Source organism: Bartonella bennetti (assembly GCF_045945445.1).
Taxonomy (GTDB): domain Bacteria; phylum Pseudomonadota; class Alphaproteobacteria; order Rhizobiales; family Rhizobiaceae; genus Bartonella.
Map to the genome: position 1 here is coordinate 16,667 of NZ_CP174576.1, position 18,954 is coordinate 35,620.

At 36.8% G+C, this 18,954-nt stretch carries 15 protein-coding genes; 3 read left to right on the forward strand and 12 right to left on the reverse strand.

The annotated features are described in order from the left end of the window. Positions 1-293: 293 nt before the first annotated feature. From ACJTDF_RS00075 to ACJTDF_RS00090, 4 genes are all read right to left on the reverse strand, one after another. A complete protein-coding gene (locus tag ACJTDF_RS00075) occupies positions 294-1,148 on the reverse strand; it encodes an NlpC/P60 family protein (RefSeq protein ID WP_407965600.1) in 855 nt (284 codons plus the stop codon). A gap of 78 nt (positions 1,149-1,226) precedes the next feature. After that, on the reverse strand, positions 1,227-2,600 hold the full coding sequence (locus tag ACJTDF_RS00080) for a leucyl aminopeptidase family protein (protein ID WP_407965601.1): 1,374 nt from the start codon (positions 2,598-2,600) through the stop codon (positions 1,227-1,229). A gap of 13 nt (positions 2,601-2,613) precedes the next feature. Beyond that, the gene (gene coaA / locus ACJTDF_RS00085) at positions 2,614-3,612 is read right to left on the reverse strand and encodes a type I pantothenate kinase (protein ID WP_407965602.1); all 999 of its coding nucleotides are present in this window, start codon (positions 3,610-3,612) and stop codon (positions 2,614-2,616) included. A gap of 109 nt (positions 3,613-3,721) precedes the next feature. Next, entirely contained in the window at positions 3,722-4,711 is a 990-nt protein-coding gene (locus ACJTDF_RS00090) for an asparaginase (protein ID WP_407965603.1), read from the reverse strand. A gap of 202 nt (positions 4,712-4,913) precedes the next feature. On the opposite strand from ACJTDF_RS00090, the gene hslV reads away from it, so the two are divergent. Both hslV and hslU read left to right on the forward strand, forming a co-directional pair. Next, the gene (gene hslV, locus ACJTDF_RS00095) at positions 4,914-5,495 is read left to right on the forward strand and encodes an ATP-dependent protease subunit HslV (protein WP_078679779.1); all 582 of its coding nucleotides are present in this window, start codon (positions 4,914-4,916) and stop codon (positions 5,493-5,495) included. After that, positions 5,496-6,803 (forward strand): ATP-dependent protease ATPase subunit HslU, encoded by a 1,308-nt coding sequence (gene hslU, locus ACJTDF_RS00100; protein WP_078679780.1) that lies wholly within the window; start codon positions 5,496-5,498, stop codon positions 6,801-6,803. A gap of 20 nt (positions 6,804-6,823) precedes the next feature. Here hslU and ACJTDF_RS00105 read toward each other — a convergent pair whose 3' ends face one another. The 3 genes from ACJTDF_RS00105 to rpsO all read right to left on the reverse strand — a co-directional run bounded on the left by ACJTDF_RS00105 (position 6,824) and on the right by rpsO (position 10,593). Next, the gene (locus ACJTDF_RS00105; protein WP_407965604.1) at positions 6,824-7,822 is read right to left on the reverse strand and encodes a class I SAM-dependent methyltransferase; all 999 of its coding nucleotides are present in this window, start codon (positions 7,820-7,822) and stop codon (positions 6,824-6,826) included. Between the two features lie 72 nt (positions 7,823-7,894). After that, positions 7,895-10,096 (reverse strand): polyribonucleotide nucleotidyltransferase, encoded by a 2,202-nt coding sequence (pnp, locus tag ACJTDF_RS00110; protein ID WP_407965605.1) that lies wholly within the window; start codon positions 10,094-10,096, stop codon positions 7,895-7,897. Between the two features lie 227 nt (positions 10,097-10,323). Beyond that, the gene (gene rpsO / locus ACJTDF_RS00115) at positions 10,324-10,593 is read right to left on the reverse strand and encodes a 30S ribosomal protein S15 (protein WP_249677164.1); all 270 of its coding nucleotides are present in this window, start codon (positions 10,591-10,593) and stop codon (positions 10,324-10,326) included. A gap of 307 nt (positions 10,594-10,900) precedes the next feature. Between rpsO and ACJTDF_RS00120 the strand changes: the two genes are divergently transcribed. Next, entirely contained in the window at positions 10,901-12,523 is a 1,623-nt protein-coding gene (locus ACJTDF_RS00120) for an MFS transporter (protein ID WP_407965606.1), read from the forward strand. A gap of 104 nt (positions 12,524-12,627) precedes the next feature. Here ACJTDF_RS00120 and truB read toward each other — a convergent pair whose 3' ends face one another. The 5 genes from truB to nusA all read right to left on the reverse strand — a co-directional run bounded on the left by truB (position 12,628) and on the right by nusA (position 18,913). Next, positions 12,628-13,587 (reverse strand): tRNA pseudouridine(55) synthase TruB, encoded by a 960-nt coding sequence (gene truB, locus ACJTDF_RS00125; protein WP_407965607.1) that lies wholly within the window; start codon positions 13,585-13,587, stop codon positions 12,628-12,630. Continuing rightward, entirely contained in the window at positions 13,584-14,000 is a 417-nt protein-coding gene (gene rbfA, locus ACJTDF_RS00130) for a 30S ribosome-binding factor RbfA (RefSeq protein WP_407965608.1), read from the reverse strand. Before rbfA ends, truB begins: the two co-directional genes overlap by 4 nt. Before the next feature lie 123 nt (positions 14,001-14,123). After that, positions 14,124-16,667 carry a translation initiation factor IF-2 gene (infB, locus tag ACJTDF_RS00135; protein ID WP_407965609.1) on the reverse strand — a complete coding sequence of 848 codons (2,544 nt, stop codon included), beginning with the start codon at positions 16,665-16,667 and terminating at the stop codon, positions 14,124-14,126. Beyond that, positions 16,667-17,299 carry an RNA-binding protein gene (locus ACJTDF_RS00140; RefSeq protein ID WP_407965610.1) on the reverse strand — a complete coding sequence of 211 codons (633 nt, stop codon included), beginning with the start codon at positions 17,297-17,299 and terminating at the stop codon, positions 16,667-16,669. The genes infB and ACJTDF_RS00140 overlap by 1 nt, the downstream gene beginning before the upstream one ends. Continuing rightward, complete coding sequence (gene nusA, locus ACJTDF_RS00145; protein ID WP_407965611.1) at positions 17,300-18,913, reverse strand: transcription termination factor NusA; 1,614 nt, start codon at positions 18,911-18,913, stop codon at positions 17,300-17,302. Between the last annotated feature and the right edge of the window lie 41 nt (positions 18,914-18,954).

Below are 18,954 nucleotides of genomic sequence, written 5' to 3' on the forward strand. Positions count from 1 at the left end.
AAATTAGTCTGCTTTTGTTTTGAACGATTGTTTGTCAGTTTCGTTAAGTTTTTTAGCGGAACTTACAGAAATTCTGATTCTAATTTTCAGGAATATTTCATTTGTTTATATGTTTCTTATTTAAAAAAATAATTTATAATATCAAAAGGTTAAATATAGAAAAATAGTCATTAAAAGAATAAAGAGAGCTATAGATTTTATTTACAAATATTAAAAATTCAAAGTAATTCAATACATAGAAGGTTCTGAAACAGCATTTAAGATGTTATAACTATTAGATTTGTACGGTATTGTTAAAGTGGTCGACGCTTTGCTACAGGATGTTTACCACTTTTAGCAATTCGTATAATTGCTGTTTCTAAAGGTTCAACCATAACATCCATAGAATAACCATTTGCATGAATAATATTTTCATAGTCAATCATAATTGCAACATGACCTTGCCAAAAAATCAAATCACCCCGTTCAAGAATATCAGTGTCTGTTAGTTCTTTTCCTATAGTTTGCTGTTGCATACTAGTATCACGTAACACTTTTTTTCCTGCCATCATCATAGAAAGTTGAACTAGTCCAGAACAATCAAGACCAAAACCACTAACACCGCCCCAAAGGTAAGGTGTGCGAATAAAAGTCTGAGCAACATTTACATAATCTTTGAACGTATGCTCAATAGGACGAAGATGAGAAGAAACAATAGCTGTTTCATTTTCAAGAATAGAATACATTGTACCCCGTGTTTCGGTTACATCAATAACGGTTACTTTGCTTCCCATAGATAAAGCGCGTTCTACGGTTTTTTTTAAGTCAGCTTTCGAATATTGGAAAGTACGAGGAACTGAAACAATATGTGTTTGTTTTATGGTCGACGTGCAAAGGATTTGTGTATCAATGTAACCTACATAGCCATCTTTAAGCGATTCTACCTTTGACATGGCCTCATCGTGCTCAAGAATTAAGACCTCTTCTCCGAAGAGGCACTCTGTTTGCCTTTCGCTTTTTTTACTGCTCTCTTTAAATAGACCTGCAACAGCTGTATTAATGCGCCTTTTTTCCCCTTGGATAGAATATGGAGTCTCTATTTTTTTTTCACATTGTTGATTTGTGAGGATATCTTGAGATGTATGGAACTCCGAATTTTTATAGGGCATTTTTTTACCTTTAACGAACTAGCTAATAAATATTAATGGATTTTTTATTCAACAGAAAGAGTAAAATTGTAATTTTCTTTAAATTTGATCTTTGAAGAGCTTATAAAGAGCACGAATAGCTTGTGCGGTTCCACCGATAGGATAACCTGGTGTTGCTTTTGGAGTCCATCCATAAAGATCAAAATGAGCGAAATTTTCAGCTTTTTCGACAAAAGAATTTAAAAATAAAGCGGCAGTTATAGAACCAGCAAAGTTGTTTCCGGATGTATTACTAATGTCGGCAATTGGTGATGATAACATTTCTCTATAGGGTTTCCAAAGTGGCATTTGCCATAGAGGATCAGTAACGGAATTTGCCGATTGAAAAATTTTCTGCGCCCATATTGAGTCGTTGCAATAAAACGCAGGGAGATCTGGCCCTAACGCTATGCGAGCTGCTCCAGTTAAAGTCGCCATGCAAATCATGAATTGCGGGCTTTTTTCATCACCATAGGTTAGGGCATCAGCAAGAATAAGCCGACCTTCAGCATCTGTATTACCAACCTCAACAGTTAATCCCTTACGGCTTTGAAGGATATCACCTGGCCGAAAAGCATTAGCAGAAATGGAATTTTCAACGGCGGGAATTAAAACACGCAAACAAAAAGGAAGTTTTGCATCCATGATTAGTTTTGCTAATCCTAAAACATGCGCACTACCCCCCATATCCTTTTTCATTAATAGCATATTATTGGCAGATTTAATATCTAATCCTCCAGAATCAAAAGTTACTCCTTTGCCAACCAATGTGATTTTAGAATGGTTTTCTTGTCCCCATTGTAGTTCAATGAGTCGTGGTGCAATGCTACTTGCTCGTCCTACGGTATGAATCATCGGAAAATTTTGTGCTAAAAGATCATCTCCACAAATACTTGTGACATGAGCATTATAAGTCTGTCCTAGTTGACGCGTTATTATTTCGAGAGTGTTAGGATTCATATCATTAGCTGGAGTATTGATAAGATCACGGACAAAAAAGACAGCTTCGTAAATTCGTTTAAGTTCATTCAGATCAATTGCGTTATGTACATGGATCGATAATGATTTAGAAGGGGATTTTTGACGATAGCGGTTAAATTGATAGCTTCCAAATGCTAATCCAAGATAGGTATTCATTTCATTTGAGGCTGTTCCTTCTAAATGCCAATGGCCAGTAAGGAGATTTTTAGGAAGGAGGCCAGTGATGAAAGCGTTTTCCTTATCACCGAGTCCAAATAAAACTTGTTTTAATTGTCCTGTTTCGTGGGGAATAAATAATATTTGTCCTGCTTTTCCAGTAAAGCCATTAACTTTCATCCATGAGGTTATTGGCGGATCAAGAGCTAAATTAGCAAAGTTTTTTGTATCAATTAAGAGGATAGGGTAGCTCTTATCAGAACGTGTTGCAGTAAAATTAATTTGATGTTGAGGCATGTATTTATAATCCTTATAATTTTCGAAGTGCAACATATTCAACCAAATGATTTTTTCCCTTTCGTAAAATAAGATCAGCTCGTGGTCGCGTTGGTAATATATTTTCTTGTAAATTTTTTAGATTAATTGTGTACCAAAGGTTTTCAGCGATTTTTGAGGCCTCTTCCTCATTTAACAGTGCATAACGATGAAAATAAGATTCGGGTTTTTGAAAAGCTGTTTTACGTAAATGTTTAAAACGCTCTAAATACCATTGATGGATCACTTCTGTTGCAGCATCTACATAAATTGAGAAATCAAAAAAGTCTGAAACAAAAGGTACAATTTTTCCATCTTTAGGACAATCATTAACTTGAAGCACATTAACACCCTCAACAATTAAAATATCGGGTCGGTCAATAATAATTTTTTGATTTTCTAGAACATCATAAATCATATGCGAATAAAGCGGTGCACTAACATTACCAACGCCTGCTTTTACGTCAGAAAGAAAGCGCAGTAGTTTTTTAATATCATAGGAATCAGGAAATCCTTTACGATTCATACGATTTTTTTCTTGTAAAATGGTATTAGGATAAAGAAATCCATCGGTCGTAACAAGATCAACTTTAAGACTAGATTTCCATCGTTTCATAAGTTCTTGAAGAATACGTGCGGTTGTTGACTTCCCCACCGCAACAGAACCAGAAATTCCAATAATAAAGGGTGTTTTTTTGGTATCTGCTTGATGCAAAAATATTTGACGTTTTCGGAAGAGTTCCTGTACTGCTTCAACATGGTATGATAAGAGGCGTGCTAAAGAAAGATAAATACATTGCACTTCTTCTAAATCGATAGGATCATCGATTGATCGTAAGCGCTTAATTTCATCAAAAGTTAAGGTAAGCGGTGTATTTGCGCGGAATTGAGACCATTCTTGTACAGTAAAAAAAGTATAGGGGGAATATTGATCAGAAACGTAATTGATCAAGTTATCTTCTTGATTGGTTTTTAATGGAGTAGCATCAATCATCTTTATTGGCCAAGAGTTTTTAGATTATTTTTTAGAAATTGTTATGATTAAGAGTAGAACAACAGACTGTTTTTTTGTTAAAAATCATGTTTTGCTTTAAAATAGTGAATTAACTTATAGTCCAATCATTCCAGCATGCAATGATTTGTTTTTGTGATAGACCTTCTGCCAAAAAAGCCCATAAAAGTAAACGTGCTTTTACTGCTGATAAATAGCCAGACATTAAAGCACCAGAAGAAATCATATCAATTTCTGAACCTTTATAACCGTAGGTTGTACGAGTTGTTGGGCCATGATAAGAGCGGCTTGCAATGATGATTGGTATTTTCTTGGCGTATTGTCGCACTATATTTGCTTCTTGAAAACTGCAATGACCTGCACCAAAACCTGCTATGACAAGGCCTGAATAATGTCCACTTTCAAGGCAAAATTTCATCAAGTGCGTATCAGATGATAAAGAGGAATATAGCAGTGCAACTTGATGATCATTTTTTTTAGGCAGTGCGAAAGTTGTAGGGAAAAAATTGCGATCATTAAAATAAAAGAGTTTTCCTTCTAAAATTGTTCCTAGAATGCCTGTCAGACCTGATTGCAGTGTTTCGACTTTAACAGTGTGACTTTTTTGTACCCAGTAGGGTGAATGAATAGTATCATTCATTACAACTAGGACTCCTCTATTACGACTTTGTGGATCAGCAGCAACGCGGGTTGCAGCTAAAAAATTAGCAGGTCCATCAGCGCCTGCTGCACAGGGTGTACGCATAGCACCAGTTACGACAAGTGGCTCAGCTTTATTCCAATAGAGGGAAAGAAAAAAAGCTGCTTCTTCCAATGTGTCGGTTCCTTGCGTTAAAACAATACCATCTGCGCCGATCTTGATTTGTTTTTTTGCCCATTCTATTGTTTCAAGCAGAATTTGAAAAGATAAAGATCCACTTGGTAGTTGTGTTAATGTGTGATTGTGAATATCAGCAATTTTTTCTAAATTAGGAACATTTTTTATGAGTATATCTGATGTTAAAGTTGGTTGCATTTGACCTAAATTATTGGCTGTCATTGCAATTGTTCCACCTAGCGTGCCTACTGCTATTCTTTTCATAATTTTCCCCTGTAAGAAGGCAGATTGCTTATACAAAACAATATAACAATAATTCGAGTATACAACAATGATATCATTTTTTATATTAAGAAAAATTGAGGTGTGCTCAATTATTGTGTTTTGCGATATATATTACTAAATAAAGGAATTAGTAATTTGATTTTATGTATGATAAAAGGAAGCAATGTTAAGGAGTTTTCTTATGACAGAGCATAAGCCTGATATTATGTATGGTACGACAATCGTAACGGTAAGAAAAGGCAATAAAGTAGTTATGGCGGGTGATGGTCAAGTTTCACTTGGACAAACAATTATGAAAAGCAATGCACGCAAAGTCCGTCGTCTTGGGAAGGGTGGAGCAGTGATAGCTGGTTTTGCAGGCGCTACAGCAGATGCTTTCACACTATTAGAAAGATTAGAAACAAAACTTGAGCAATATCCTGATCAGCTTATGCGTGCATGTGTAGAGCTTGCAAAAGATTGGCGTACTGATCGTTATTTACGTCGTCTTGAAGCAATGATGCTTGTGGCTGATCAAAAAGCTACTTTGGCTTTAACAGGTCTTGGTGATGTATTAGAACCAGAAGATGGAGTGATGGCAATTGGTTCTGGAGGTAATTTTGCTTTGTCAGCTGCACGAGTACTGATGGACACGGATTTAGATGCAGAAACTATTGCTTGTAAAGCTATGAGTATTGCAGCTAAAATTTGTGTTTACACCAATGATCATTTTACAATAGAAACATTGGATGCTGAATTACCTTCTTTAGAGAAAGCTATTTGAATGTGTGTTGTATTTTCCCCTCGTGAAACTGTTTCTGAACTTGATCGTTTTATTATTGGACAAAATGATGCTAAGCGTTCTGTTGCTATTGCACTGCGTAATCGATGGCGTCGACAACAGCTTGAAGGGCAGATGCGTGAAGAAGTTATGCCTAAAAATATCCTGATGATAGGGCCAACAGGTGTTGGTAAAACAGGAATAGCTCGTCGATTAGCAAAACTTTCTGGAGCTCCTTTCGTTAAAGTAGAGGCTACTAAATTTACCGAAGTGGGTTACGTAGGTCGCGATGTTGAGCAGATTATTCGTGATCTCGTTGAAATTGCAATTTCTCTTGTACGTGAAAAAAAACGTGATGAAGTCAAAGCAAAAGCTCATATTAATGCTGAAGAACGAGTTTTAGACGCTCTTGTAGGAAAAACCGCAAGTCCTGCTACCCGTGATAGTTTTCGTAAAAAATTGCGCGAAGGAGAATTAGATGACAAAGAAATTGAGATTGAAGTAACTGATAATAGTAATAGTGCCCCAACTTTTGATATTCCTGGTATGCCTGGTGCACAAATGGGTATTATGAATTTATCAGATCTTTTTGGAAAGATGGGCGTTCGTACAAAGATACGCAAAACAACTGTAAAGGATGCTTTTAAACCATTAATTGATGATGAATCCGAGAAACTTCTGGATCAAGATCAAATTATTCAAGAGGCACTGCGTGTTGCTGAAAATGATGGAATTGTTTTCATTGATGAAATTGATAAAATTGCAACTCGCGATGGTGGGGCAACTGCTACTGTTTCACGCGAAGGGGTTCAAAGGGACCTTTTGCCTTTAGTTGAAGGGACAACAATTGCGACTAAATATGGGCAAATAAAAACAGATCATATTCTTTTCATTGCTTCTGGTGCTTTTCATGTATCTAAGCCCTCTGATTTATTACCAGAGCTGCAGGGTCGCTTGCCTATCCGTGTAGAGTTAAATGCTTTAACAAGGGAAGATTTACGGCGTATTCTTACTGAACCTGAAGCTAGTTTGATTAAACAATATATTGCTTTAATGGCAACAGAAGAAGTTCATTTAGAAATTACTGATGACGCAATTGATGCTTTAGCTGATATCGCTGTTGATTTAAATGCGAGGATCGAGAATATTGGAGCACGTCGTTTGCAAACGGTTATGGAACGTGTTTTGGATGAAATTTCTTTTACAGCACCTGATAAAGCCGGTACTTCATTTAAAGTTGATGCTGATTATGTCAGAAAATCTATAGGAGAGCTTGCTTCTGATATCGATCTTTCACGTTTTGTTCTTTAGAAAATTTTGTGTATTTTAATCTATCGATGTGCTTCTATGATTTTGAAACCATGAACCTCTTCATGTATAAAAACTGTGTGGAAGAGTTTCTTTAATAGTGTTTCATAAGGTAGATGACGATTTGCAACGAGAAGTAAGCGACCTTTAGGTTTAAGATATTTTGCAGCATTTATAATAAAATGCTGTCCTAATGAAATATCTGTTGTGTATTGTGTATGGAATGGTGGATTTGAAATAATTGTATCATAAAGATTTTTTATAGGCTCATAAATAAGATCATGCCAATAAAAGCCAATTGGAACAGAGGTTGTTATATGTTTCAGATGTTTTTTTGCTGCCTCTAAAGCATTATAGTCAGCTTCATAAAGGTCGAGTGCGGTTAAGTTTTTGCTTACTTCAAGTGCAGTATAGGAAAGAAATCCCCAACCAGCTCCAAAATCAGCTGTTTTTCCAAAAATAATTTTGTGTATATAAGGTACAAGTGCAGCAGATCCTGGGTCAATACGGCCGTGAGAAAACATACCAGAAGTAGTTTGAAATTTATTTCCAAAACTGAGTGGTAATGAGCGAAAATGAGCAATATTTTGTTTATCTATTTGTTGCGGTACTTGAAGCCAGAAGACATGACTATGATTTTTGGATAATTTTTTACTAATAGGAACAAGAGTATTAATCCATTTCATCATTGAGGCAGAACCAACAGTTTTTTCTCCACTGATGACGATCCATCCACCAGGTTTAACTTTTTCTAATAGGTCAAGAAAACGATTCTGATTAAGATCACGATATTTACTAAGTTGTAGCAGTGCTCCATCATAGATTATATTTTGATTTATTTGTGGGCTACATTGAAATTTAGCATTGGTAAATTTTAAAAAGTCTTGTCGCCAAGGGGTTATAATTTCAAGATTTTTTATCCACTGTTTATCAGGAACTTTGGTTAAACCAAAACCTAAAAAATGTTGGTTCGAATAAGGTTTAGGGAGATCATAGCTTTCAAAAGGTAAAAACAGAGACACATTTTATTCTTTCAAAGAAATGCCTCTTCAATATTTTAGAATGGCATTTTATTTTATAATAAGAAAATAAAATTAATCCTCTTTTCTCTTACGACGGTTTTTCTTTTCGGATGGATTCTTTTCATGAATATTATTGCCTTTTTCTGTTTCTATTGAATCATCATGGATAAGTTCTTTTCCAGTTTGTTGATCAACAACTTTCATTGATAACCGAATTTTACCACGTTCATCAAAGCCCATTAATTTAACCCAAACTTTATCACCTTCTTTGACAATATCAGTTGTTTTTGCTACCCGTTCTGATGCGAGTTGAGAAATATGAACAAGTCCATCGCGAGAACCAAAAAAATTAACAAATGCACCAAATTCTGCAATTTTAACAACTGTTCCTTGGTAAATAGAACCGACTTCAGGTTCATCAACAATCGAAAGGATCCAATGTTTTGCTGCTTCAATGGTTTTTAAATCAGAAGAGGCAATTTTAATTGTTCCATCATCTTCAATATTAATTTTAGCTCCAGTTTTTTCCACAATTTCTCGTATCACTTTACCACCAGAACCGATAACGTCACGAATTTTATCTACAGGAATGTTCATTATTTCAATACGTGGAGAAAATTCGCTGAGTTCACTACGTGCACGAGCTAAGGCCTTTGCCATTTCATTGAGAATATGGATCCGACCATCCTTGGCTTGTGCAAGTGCGATTTTCATAATCTCTTCAGTAATGCCATCAATTTTTATGTCCATTTGCAAAGAAGTAATGCCGTTTTCTGTACCCGCTACCTTGAAATCCATATCGCCAAGGTGATCTTCATCTCCTAAAATATCTGATAGAACAGCAAATTGTTCACCTTCTTTAATCAAGCCCATTGCAATACCAGCAACAGGGCAAGCTAAAGGAACACCTGCATCCATGAGCGCTAGTGAGGTTCCACAAACAGTTGCCATTGAAGAAGATCCATTTGATTCGGTAATTTCTGATACAGTACGAATGGTGTAAGGAAATGATTCTTTTGTCGGTAACATGGGATGAATAGCGCGCCATGCTAATTTACCATGACCAATTTCGCGGCGGCCGGGAGAACCGATACGGCCTATTTCACCTACTGAAAAAGGCGGGAAATTGTAATGAAGAAGGAATGTTTCTTTATACATACCTGTCAAGGAGTCTATATATTGCTCATCTTCTCCAGTTCCTAATGTTGCTATGACAAGTGCTTGTGTTTCACCACGAGTAAATAATGCTGATCCGTGTGTACGAGGAAAAAGACCAACTTCTGATTGAATTGAACGAACATCTGAAAGATTACGTCCGTCAATACGTTTTCCCGTATCCAGGATGTTTTTGCGAACAATTTTTGCTTGCAAATTTTTGAAAACAGTTGCGATCTGATCTGTATTAAATTCACAGTCTTCTTCTGCTTCTTGTATAAATTTATTGATAACTTCTTCTTTAAGAAGATCAATCGCGGCATGGCGTTTTTGTTTGTCGGTAATTGTATAAGCGTCTCTTAAATCTTGTTCAATCATTTTACGCATATTGTTTTCAAGGATAGACAGATCCTCTGGAATAAAGTCGCGAGGCTCTTTAGCAGCTACTTCGGCAAGTTTGATGATAGCATTAATTACAGGTTGAAAACTTTTTTGGCCAAACATGACAGCATTCAACATTACATCTTCAGGTAATTCATGTGCTTCTGATTCAACCATTAATACAGCATTTTCTGTTCCAGCAACAACGAGATCAAGTTTTGATTCAGGCATCTCATCAATATTAGGATTGAGAATATATTGTCCATTACAATAACCAATACGAGCAGCAGCAATTGGGCCCATAAAAGGAATACCTGATAGAGTTAATGCAGCAGAAGATGCAATTATAGCAAGAATATCAGGATTGTTTTCTAAATCATGCTGGATGACAGAGACGATTACTTGTGTATCATTTTTATAGCCATCAACAAAGAGGGGACGAATTGGGCGGTCAATCAACCGTGAAATTAAGGTCTCACTTTCACTTGGACGGTTTTCACGTTTAAAATAACCTCCAGGTATTTTACCAACTGCATAGTTTTTTTCTTGATAATTAACAGTGAGCGGAAAAAAGTTTTGATCTGGTTTTGGAGTTTTTGCTGAAACAACGGTTGCCAAAACAACAGTTTCACCATATGTAGCAATAATTGCACCATCTGCTTGACGTGCAATCTTTCCTGTTTCGAGGATCAGCGGCCGGCCGGCCCATTCAATTTCTACCTTATGGGTTTTAAACATTTTTTATCCTTAATGACCTAATATTTACGTTTTGGTTTTGAATTATGTTTTAAAGTTATGGACAATACAACAAGACATTTCTATATTTTGTGCAGAGAGAAATAAATGACAGATCAAATGAAAGCATCCAGCAATATTGCTCACGATTCTTCATTAGTTTTTACTGACCAGCAACATATTAAAAGAAAAGAGTGATTTCTCATAAAAAATACTCCCCCACTTTATCTTCAGCGGCGTAGGCCTAATCTTTCGATAAGCTTCTGATAGCGATCTTGATCAACGCCTTTTAGGTAATCAAGAAGTCGGCGGCGTTGGGACACCATTTTTAAAAGACCGCGACGAGAATGATTATCTTTTTTATGAGATTTAAAGTGGTTAGTTAAATTAGAAATACGCTCAGAAAGAACAGCAACCTGGACTTCTGGTGAACCTGTGTCACCGATTTTAGTTGCATATTCTGTAATAAGAGTTTGTTTACGCTCAGCAGTAATTGACATCGTATTATCCTTTCAAAAAATGAGCAAAAAACACCTGTAGCCGAGATGCCATCCAGCAAAGGTTATAAAAGAACAAAAAACAAAAAGAGAGAAAATCTTACTTGTTTTGATGCTGATATTTGATACTTATATAGGAAATAAAGTTAAAATACTAGTCCTTGAAGATTTTCTTTAAATGAGTTTATTTGGAGACTTTTTTATGAGAGTTTCTTAAAAAATTATTATTCTAATTGATAGAAAAGACTATAACTTTACATAATGTACTAATAGTAAAGGGAAGAATAAACTGCTGATTTGGAGACAAAAGATGCAGAGGATTTCAAAATTAGAGATTTTTCATAATTCAACATTCAGAAATTTATGGGTTGCTACTCTTGTAGCTAATTTAGGGGGGCTTGTACAGACGGTTGGAGCAAGCTGGATGATGACATTGATTAGTTCTTCGCATTTCATGGTAGGACTTGTGCAAAGTGCTACGACATTGCCACTTGTTGTTTTTTCTCTGATGGCAGGTGCATTAGCTGATAATTTTAATCGGCGTTATATTATGCTTTTCGCACAAATTATGATGATGATTGTCTCAATTAGTTTGGTTATTTTATCTTATATGGGATTAATTACTCCCTGGCTTCTCTTATGCTTTACATTTTTGATTGGATGTGGAACCGCTTTGTATAATCCTTCTTGGCAAGCAACAATAGGGGATATTGTGAACCGAGAAGATATTTCTACTGCTGTTAGTCTGAATAGTGTTGGTTTGAATTTGATGCGCAGTGTAGGCCCTTCTATTGGAGGAGTTATTATTTCTACTTTTGGTGGTATTACAGCTTTTTTTGTCAATGCACTGAGTTATATTCCTTTGATTAGCGTTTTGTTTTTATGGAAACCAAATTATAAGATTAATACATTACCACGGGAGAGGTTTTTAGGGGCTGTGGCAGATGGTCTCCGTTATGTAGTAATGTCTCCTAATCTTTTGAATATTATGGTAAGAGCATTCCTTTTTTGTGCGGGTGCTATTTTTATTTTTGCGCTATTGCCAATCGTTGTACATGAATTTTTTGAGGGAAATGCACTGCTTTATGGTACATTGCTTAGTTGTTTTGGTTTGGGAGCTATTACCGCTGGCATGATTAATGCGTTTATACGAAGTCATTTTAAGTCAGAAATAATTGTTGCAAGCGCATTTATTGGACTTTCTTTTTCTTGCTTTGTTTTAGCAATGAGTCATTCGTTGTTTATAAGCCACTTTATTTTATTTCCTGCTGGTTTATGTTGGGTTTTGGCATTATCACTCTTTAATACATCTGTACAGCTTTCTACACCACGCTGGGTTGTTGCACGTGCTTTAGCCTTTTATCAAACTGCATCCTATGGTGGTATGGCCGTTGGAAGTGCAATTTGGGGTATATTAGCTGAGGGTTATTCTTTAACAGTTGCTTTGAATGTTTGTGCGATATTTTTAATTTGTGGAGCTCTTGCAGGCATCAAATTCAAGATTCAGGAAATCCCTCAAATTAATTTTGAGCCGCTTGATCAATACAGAGAGCCAGAGCTTTCATTAGATCTAGAAGCACAAAGTGGTCCAATTATGATTATGATTGATTATCAAATTAATGAAAATGATCTTGCAGAATTTCTCGAGGTTATGATACGTCGTCGCCATATTCGACTACGTGATGGAGCTCGCCAGTGGATTCTTTTGCGTGATCTTGAGAGACCAGAATATTGGACAGAGTCTTATCATATACCAACATGGGTGGATTATTTGCGTCATAATCGCCGTCGCACAAAAGCAGATGTAGAGGTTAACAAACACCTTGATAGATTAAACCGCATTTCCGATAGTGTAAAGGTGCATCGCATGATTAAGTGGCAAACAGTACCAAAGATTAATGAGATACACTTGAAACTGTCCAATAATCAATAATTTGAGTGTTGTAGAACTGAAGTATAAAATAGAAAATAGCTGTCAGTGTAGAAAAAAATCTTCCGTAGGGGGCTGCTTAGCGTAGCATTAGAAATAGCAGCTCATTAAATTGTGAAAATCCGTTTTGGTTTAAATTGATTTTTATCAATTTTACCTATAGCCAGAAGCTGGTCTTTGTAAGTTACATAGACATTTTCTTTATCGATAGAGATGTTGTTTTCAAATAAAGGTACTGAATTACCCATCTTTATATGTAGTGCTTGAGTTTCATTGAGAGTATAGTGTGATAGGCAATGTAATGCGGCATCTGTTTTAATCAAGAACTGATCAAGTGTAGAGAAATCTCTCTTCGGCAAAGTACAATTTTGATCTGTTGTTTCTTTACAGGATATTGCTGCTTTTAATTCATCCCATGTAATGAGATCATTTTCTCTAAAAGGTGCGACTTTTATACGACGTAGGTCAGCAATATATCCATAGCAACCGAGATCATGTCCCATATCACGTGCTAAGGAACGTACATAGGTTCCTTTTCCACATGTCATTTCAAAAATAGAATATCCTTGAGCAGTGGTTTCGATGAGTTTGAGGGTTTTAATTTCCACTTGACGAGGTGAAATTTCAATACTTGTACCTTTGCGCGCTAAATTATAGGCACGGTTACCAGCAATTTTAATTGCTGAAAATTGTGGAGGTTTTTGCCAAATAATACCTGTATATTTTGGTAAAAGAGTAAGGATACTTTCTTGTGTTGGGCGTATCGGAGATATTTTAGTAATTTCACCTTCTAAATCATCTGTGGAACGCTCTTCTCCCCAGGCTACACAAAAATGATAAGTTTTTGCACCGTCCATAACATAAGGAACAGTTTTTGTTGCTTCTCCTAGTGCAATAGGTAATATGCCAGAAGCAAGGGGATCAAGTGTGCCAGCATGTCCAGCCTTTTGTGCATTAAAAAGCCATTTGACTTTTGAGACAGCTGCTGCCGAACTGATCCCTTTAGGTTTATCAAGGATGATCCAGCCGGAAATAGAACGACCTTTTTTTTTGCGTTGTCGTGTCACGTTTTTTTATCTTTAAGTTTATCATTACCAAGATCACGCGCAACTTCAGGGGATCGGAGTAAAGTATCAATTTTTGCGAAATTATCAAAACTGTTGTCGAATCGAAAACGGAGTATAGGCATGTATTTCATTTGCCGTAACTGATGACTCACTGCTCCACGGATAAAACGGCTATTTTTATTTAAAGCATTAATGATAGTATCATGAGAAGTTTTATCCACAGTATTGAGAAAAGAAACAAAGCAAGTAGCAATTTTCAAATCTGATGACATACGCACTTCAGAGACAGAAATAACAATATTTTTAAAGGTATCATCAAGCAAAATCCCCCGCTGCAATATATGAGCTATTGCGTGGCGAACCTGTTCTCCTACTCTTAATTGCCGTTGTGATGAACTTATATTTTTTACCAAAATTATTCCTTTTATACTCTGTTTTTCCTTTGTTCTCTTAAAAAATAAAGAAAGATAGAAATATTGTATTAAGTTTAATACTTTTCTTTTTTAGCTATTAGAAAGGAAAGTTCTTAGATGACTTTATAATGTACGATTGATATGCTCGACTCGGAAAGTTTCAATAATATCACCTGCACGAATATCATCATAGTTTTCAAATGCCATTCCACATTCTTGACCGACTTGTACTTCATTGACTTCGTCTTTGAAGCGTTTGAGTGTTTTAAGTTTTCCTTCATGAATAACAATATTATCTCGAATCAGCCGAACACCAGCTCCTCGTTCTATTTTTCCTTCTGTAACTCGACAACCAGCAACTTTTCCAATTTTTGTAATGTTAAAGATTTCTAGAATTTCGGCATTACCAAGGAAGGTTTCACGCTGTTCTGGTGATAACAATCCTGACATGGCTGCTTTTATATCATCAACAAGATCATAAATGATGTTATAATAACGGATTTCAATTCCTTGAATTTTAGCTGCATCTCGTGCTTGTTTATTTGCTCGAACATTAAAGCCAATAATAGCAGAGTGAGAAGCTTCAGCGAGAGAAATATCACTTTCAGTAATACCTCCAGCACCAGAATGCACGATGCGTGCGCGTACTTCTTCATTCCCTAGTGTTTCTAATGCTGAAGTGATTGCTTCAATAGACCCTTGAACATCTCCTTTAATTATAAGTGGAAACTCTTTTACACCGGTAGCTTGTAATTTTGTCATCATTTGTTCAAGAGAGCCACGAGAGCTAGTTTGTCGAGCTACAGCTTTTTCACGAGCTAGGTGTTGACGGTATTCAGAAATTTCTCGTGCTTTTGCTTCATTTGATACTACAGCGAATCGGTCACCAGCTTGTGGTGTACCTTGTATGCCTAAAATTTCAATTGGTGTAGAAGGTCCTGCTTTTTTAATATGACAACCATAATCGTCAATTAAAGCACGAACACGCCCCCATTCATTGCCGGCAACGATAATATCAGAAAGCTGTAATGTACCTTTTTGGACAAGAACAGTTGCAACAGGGCCTCGTCCCCGATCAAGTTTAGCTTCAATAACAATACCTTCTGCTGTTCGCTCTGAATCCGCTTTAAGATCAAGAAGCTCAGCTTGGAGAAGAATAGCTTCCAAAAGTTTATCAAGATTCTGTCCAGTCTTAGCAGAAACTTCAACTTCCAAAGTTTCACCACCCATAGTTTCAACAAAAACTTCATGTTGCAAAAGTTCTGTACGTACTTTTTGCGCATCAGCAGTTGGTTTATCAATTTTGTTAATGGCAACAATAATAGGGACATTAGCAGCTTTTGCATGATTAATGGATTCAACGGTTTGTGGCATCACACTATCATCAGCAGAGACTACTAAAACAGCAATATCAGTTACTTCAGCACCACGAGCACGCATGGCTGTAAAAGCAGAATGTCCAGGCGTATCGATAAAGGTAATCTTTTGACCGTTTTGTTCAACCTGATAAGCACCGATATGCTGTGTAATTCCACCTGCTTCACCAGAAACAACATTGGCTTTACGAATAGCATCAAGAAGAGAAGTCTTTCCATGGTCAACATGACCCATAATGGTTACAACAGGTGGACGTGGGCGCATCTTTAACGGGTTATCACTGATATTGAAAATACCATCTTCTACATCAGATTCTGAAACACGTTTAACTGTATGACCAAATTCAACAGCGATGAGCTCTGCAATATCTGCATCGATGATATCACCAGGCTTCATCATTTGTCCTTGTTTCATCAAAAATTTAATAACATCAACAGAACGTTCAGTCATGCGCTGAGCAAGTTCTTGAATGGTAATAGTTTCAGGAAGAATAACTTCACGGGAAATTTTTTCTCTTGGTTCTTGGTTTTGTGCACGTTTGAATTTTTCCTGACGACGACGCATTGCTGCTATTGAACGTCCACGTCCATTTCCTTCTTCATCCAACGCACTATTAAGGGTAAGTTTCCCTCGGCGACGTTCATCAGCTCCTTTCACAACTTTAGGTGAACGTATTTCTGGTTTAGAAGAATTAGCACGCCGGTTGTATCTGTCTTCATTATCATTATCATTTGGAATACGTTTTTCTGCTGGGGATGTATTTTTAGGCGGAATAGCCACTTCTAACGCTTTTACATCTATTGCTGCGATAGGTTCTGTTAATGAGGGGACAGAAGTATGAGCTGGAATTTCCTCTGTAGTATTTTTATTTTTTGGGAGTATTTCCATTTCTTGATGAGTTTGTAAATACAAGCTTTTTTCACGTTCTTTATCGCGTTTTTGTTTTTCAGCTTGTTTACGTATTATTTTTTCTTGGATATGTGCTTCTTCTAAAGCACGGCGTCTCGCTTCTATTTCTGCTGATGAAAGGTTGCATTGGGCTACAGGTTTACTGGGAGGTATTTCTTCAAATTTTGGTTTGGAGTGCTGAGCTACATGTGGTTTAGTAATAGACTGTGGTGCTTCAGTTTTTTCATCGGGGCGTGTAATTTTGCGCCGTTTAGTTTCGACAACCACAGCTTTTGTACGACCATGGCTGAAATTTTGTTTAACTATATTAGTTTCTAATCCTGACCGTTTTAAGGTCAGTGTTTTTTTAGCTGTTATTGTGTCATTATCGTTTTTACTCATTATATTTCCTTCACGGCATTTGCCGTTATTGTACTAAGCTTATTGCATTTATCCTCACGATAGGTGGTCAGTTTGTATATCGCTTTGATAAATCCCTCTGCAGCTTTCGTATTCAATAAGGCAGCATGTATCACAGGATTAGTTCCAAAAGCCATACTCATTTCATCACTTGTAAATAAAGATATAACTTTTATATTCTGATTTATTCGTTGTTGTATTGCGTGGATGGCTTGTGAAATTTTGCGTTTTCCATCTTCTTTTGCTTCTTTTGCATGAAGAACGAGAATAACTTGACCTGCACGGATAGCGGAAATAACTTTGACTGATCCTGTGACAATAGTCCCAGCTTTTCGAGCCATAGAAAGGTTTGCAAGGGCAGTTTTGAGTAATAATTTATCCACAATATGAGCGAGATTTTCAGAAACCTCAACATCTGTTTTAAGATTTTTACTAAAAACTTTATGTTTAACTGCTTTTTCTATAATAGCGTGATGAGCAGAAACCCAAAGACCACGTCCGGGTAAGTTAGCTTTAAGATCAGGGATAATTTGATTATTTGGACCAATGACAAAACGGATCAGCGTTGCCGCTGAAGCGCTTTTCTTCGTTACAATACAGGTCCGCTCATTCATTTAAAACGTATCCACATCCAAATTATCTGTTGCTTCATTTTCTACAGGATGCTGTTTAATAAGATCAGCTTGATTTATCCAGCCTGCTTGCACACGTGCTGCTAACACCATAGCTTCTGCGTCAGCACGCGTAACATCAAAGGGAGTCAAGATGCCAGGAAAATTTTGTGTTTGACCTTCTTTAAATTCTCGCCATCCAACGAGATCATCAACTGCATAGCCTGCAAAATCTTCCATTGTTTTTGTTCCATCCTCACCTATAGCAACTAGCATAGCATTTGTTATACCAGGAAGTATTTGTAATTCATCTGAAACACCAAGCTTTTTACGCTTTTCATTAAGCTCTTTTTCTTTACGTTCTAAATATTCACGTGCACGATTTTGGATTTCTGAAGCAGTGTCATGATCGAAGCCATCAATAGACTTTATTTCTTCAAGATCAACGTAAGCGATTTCTTCAATTGAGATGAAACCTTCTGAAGCCATAACTTGCCCAACCATTTCATCAACATCTAAAGTTTCCATAAAAAGTTTGCTACGTTCAGTAAATTCTTTATGACGATTTTCAGATTCTTCCTGTTCTGTTAGAATATCAATATTCCATCCTGTTAATTGCGAAGCTAAACGTACATTTTGTCCACGTCGACCAATTGCAAGACTAAGCTGATCATCAGGCACTACGACTTCAATACGTTCTGCATCTTCATCAAGGACGACTTTTGAAACTTCAGCAGGTTGTAGTGCATTGACGATAAACGTTGCGGCATCAGGCGACCAAGGAATAATGTCAATTTTTTCACCTTGTAATTCTGCAACAACAGCCTGAACGCGGCTCCCTCGCATTCCGACACATGCGCCAACGGGATCAATTGAGCCATCGCGTGAAACAACAGCGATTTTTGCACGTGAACCTGGATCACGAGCAACAGATTTAATTTCTATAATACCATCATAAATTTCTGGAACTTCCATGGTAAAAAGTTTTGCCATAAATTGAGGATGTGTACGTGAAAGGAAAACTTGTGGTCCTCTTGGTTCCCGGTGTACATCATGAACAAATGCACGAATGCGATCTCCATAACGGAAAGATTCCCGCGGAATTAATTCATCACGTCGCACGATAGCTTCTCCACGACCTATATCAACAATAACGTTGCCATATTCCACACGTTTGACTGTACCAGAAATAATTTCACCAATTTTATTTTTGAATTCTTCGAATTGATGATTACGTTCTGCATCACGTACTTTTTGCACAATAACTTGTTTAGCAGATTGTGTTGCAATGCGTCCAAAATCCATGGGAGGTAAAAGATCGGAAAGAAAATCACCAACTTTTGCGTCTTCTTTGCGTTTTAGGGCATCAGATAAAGCGATTTCAGTTGTATAATCTTCAACGATATCAACAACTTTAAGAAGACGTTGTAATTTAATTTCACCTGTCTTAGAATTGATTTCAGCACGGATATTGGTTTCTTGGCCATAACGAGAACGCGCGGCTTTCTGAATAGCATCAGCCATCGCAGAAATGACAATTTCACGGTCAATCGACTTCTCACGTGCAACAGCATCTGCAATTTGCAGAAGTTCAAGCCTGTTAGCGCTTATAGCCATTGATTTTCTCCTTTTTTATGCCACATGAGGTCAGGGGGGCG

Bases quoted from the DNA above. Each gene is read 5' to 3' on its own strand.
- nusA (WP_407965611.1), bottom strand. From the start codon at position 18,913: ATGGCTATAAGCGCTAACAGGCTTGAACTTCTGCAAATTGCAGATGCT.
- hslU (WP_078679780.1), top strand. From the start codon at position 5,496: ATGTGTGTTGTATTTTCCCCTCGTGAAACTGTTTCTGAACTTGATCGT.
- ACJTDF_RS00075 (WP_407965600.1), bottom strand. From the start codon at position 1,148: ATGCCCTATAAAAATTCGGAGTTCCATACATCTCAAGATATCCTCACA.
- hslV (WP_078679779.1), top strand. From the start codon at position 4,914: ATGACAGAGCATAAGCCTGATATTATGTATGGTACGACAATCGTAACG.
- ACJTDF_RS00140 (WP_407965610.1), bottom strand. From the start codon at position 17,299: ATGAATGAGCGGACCTGTATTGTAACGAAGAAAAGCGCTTCAGCGGCA.
- infB (WP_407965609.1), bottom strand. From the start codon at position 16,667: ATGAGTAAAAACGATAATGACACAATAACAGCTAAAAAAACACTGACC.
- ACJTDF_RS00090 (WP_407965603.1), bottom strand. From the start codon at position 4,711: ATGAAAAGAATAGCAGTAGGCACGCTAGGTGGAACAATTGCAATGACA.
- rpsO (WP_249677164.1), bottom strand. From the start codon at position 10,593: ATGTCAATTACTGCTGAGCGTAAACAAACTCTTATTACAGAATATGCA.
- ACJTDF_RS00120 (WP_407965606.1), top strand. From the start codon at position 10,901: ATGCAGAGGATTTCAAAATTAGAGATTTTTCATAATTCAACATTCAGA.
- coaA (WP_407965602.1), bottom strand. From the start codon at position 3,612: ATGATTGATGCTACTCCATTAAAAACCAATCAAGAAGATAACTTGATC.
- pnp (WP_407965605.1), bottom strand. From the start codon at position 10,096: ATGTTTAAAACCCATAAGGTAGAAATTGAATGGGCCGGCCGGCCGCTG.
- ACJTDF_RS00080 (WP_407965601.1), bottom strand. From the start codon at position 2,600: ATGCCTCAACATCAAATTAATTTTACTGCAACACGTTCTGATAAGAGC.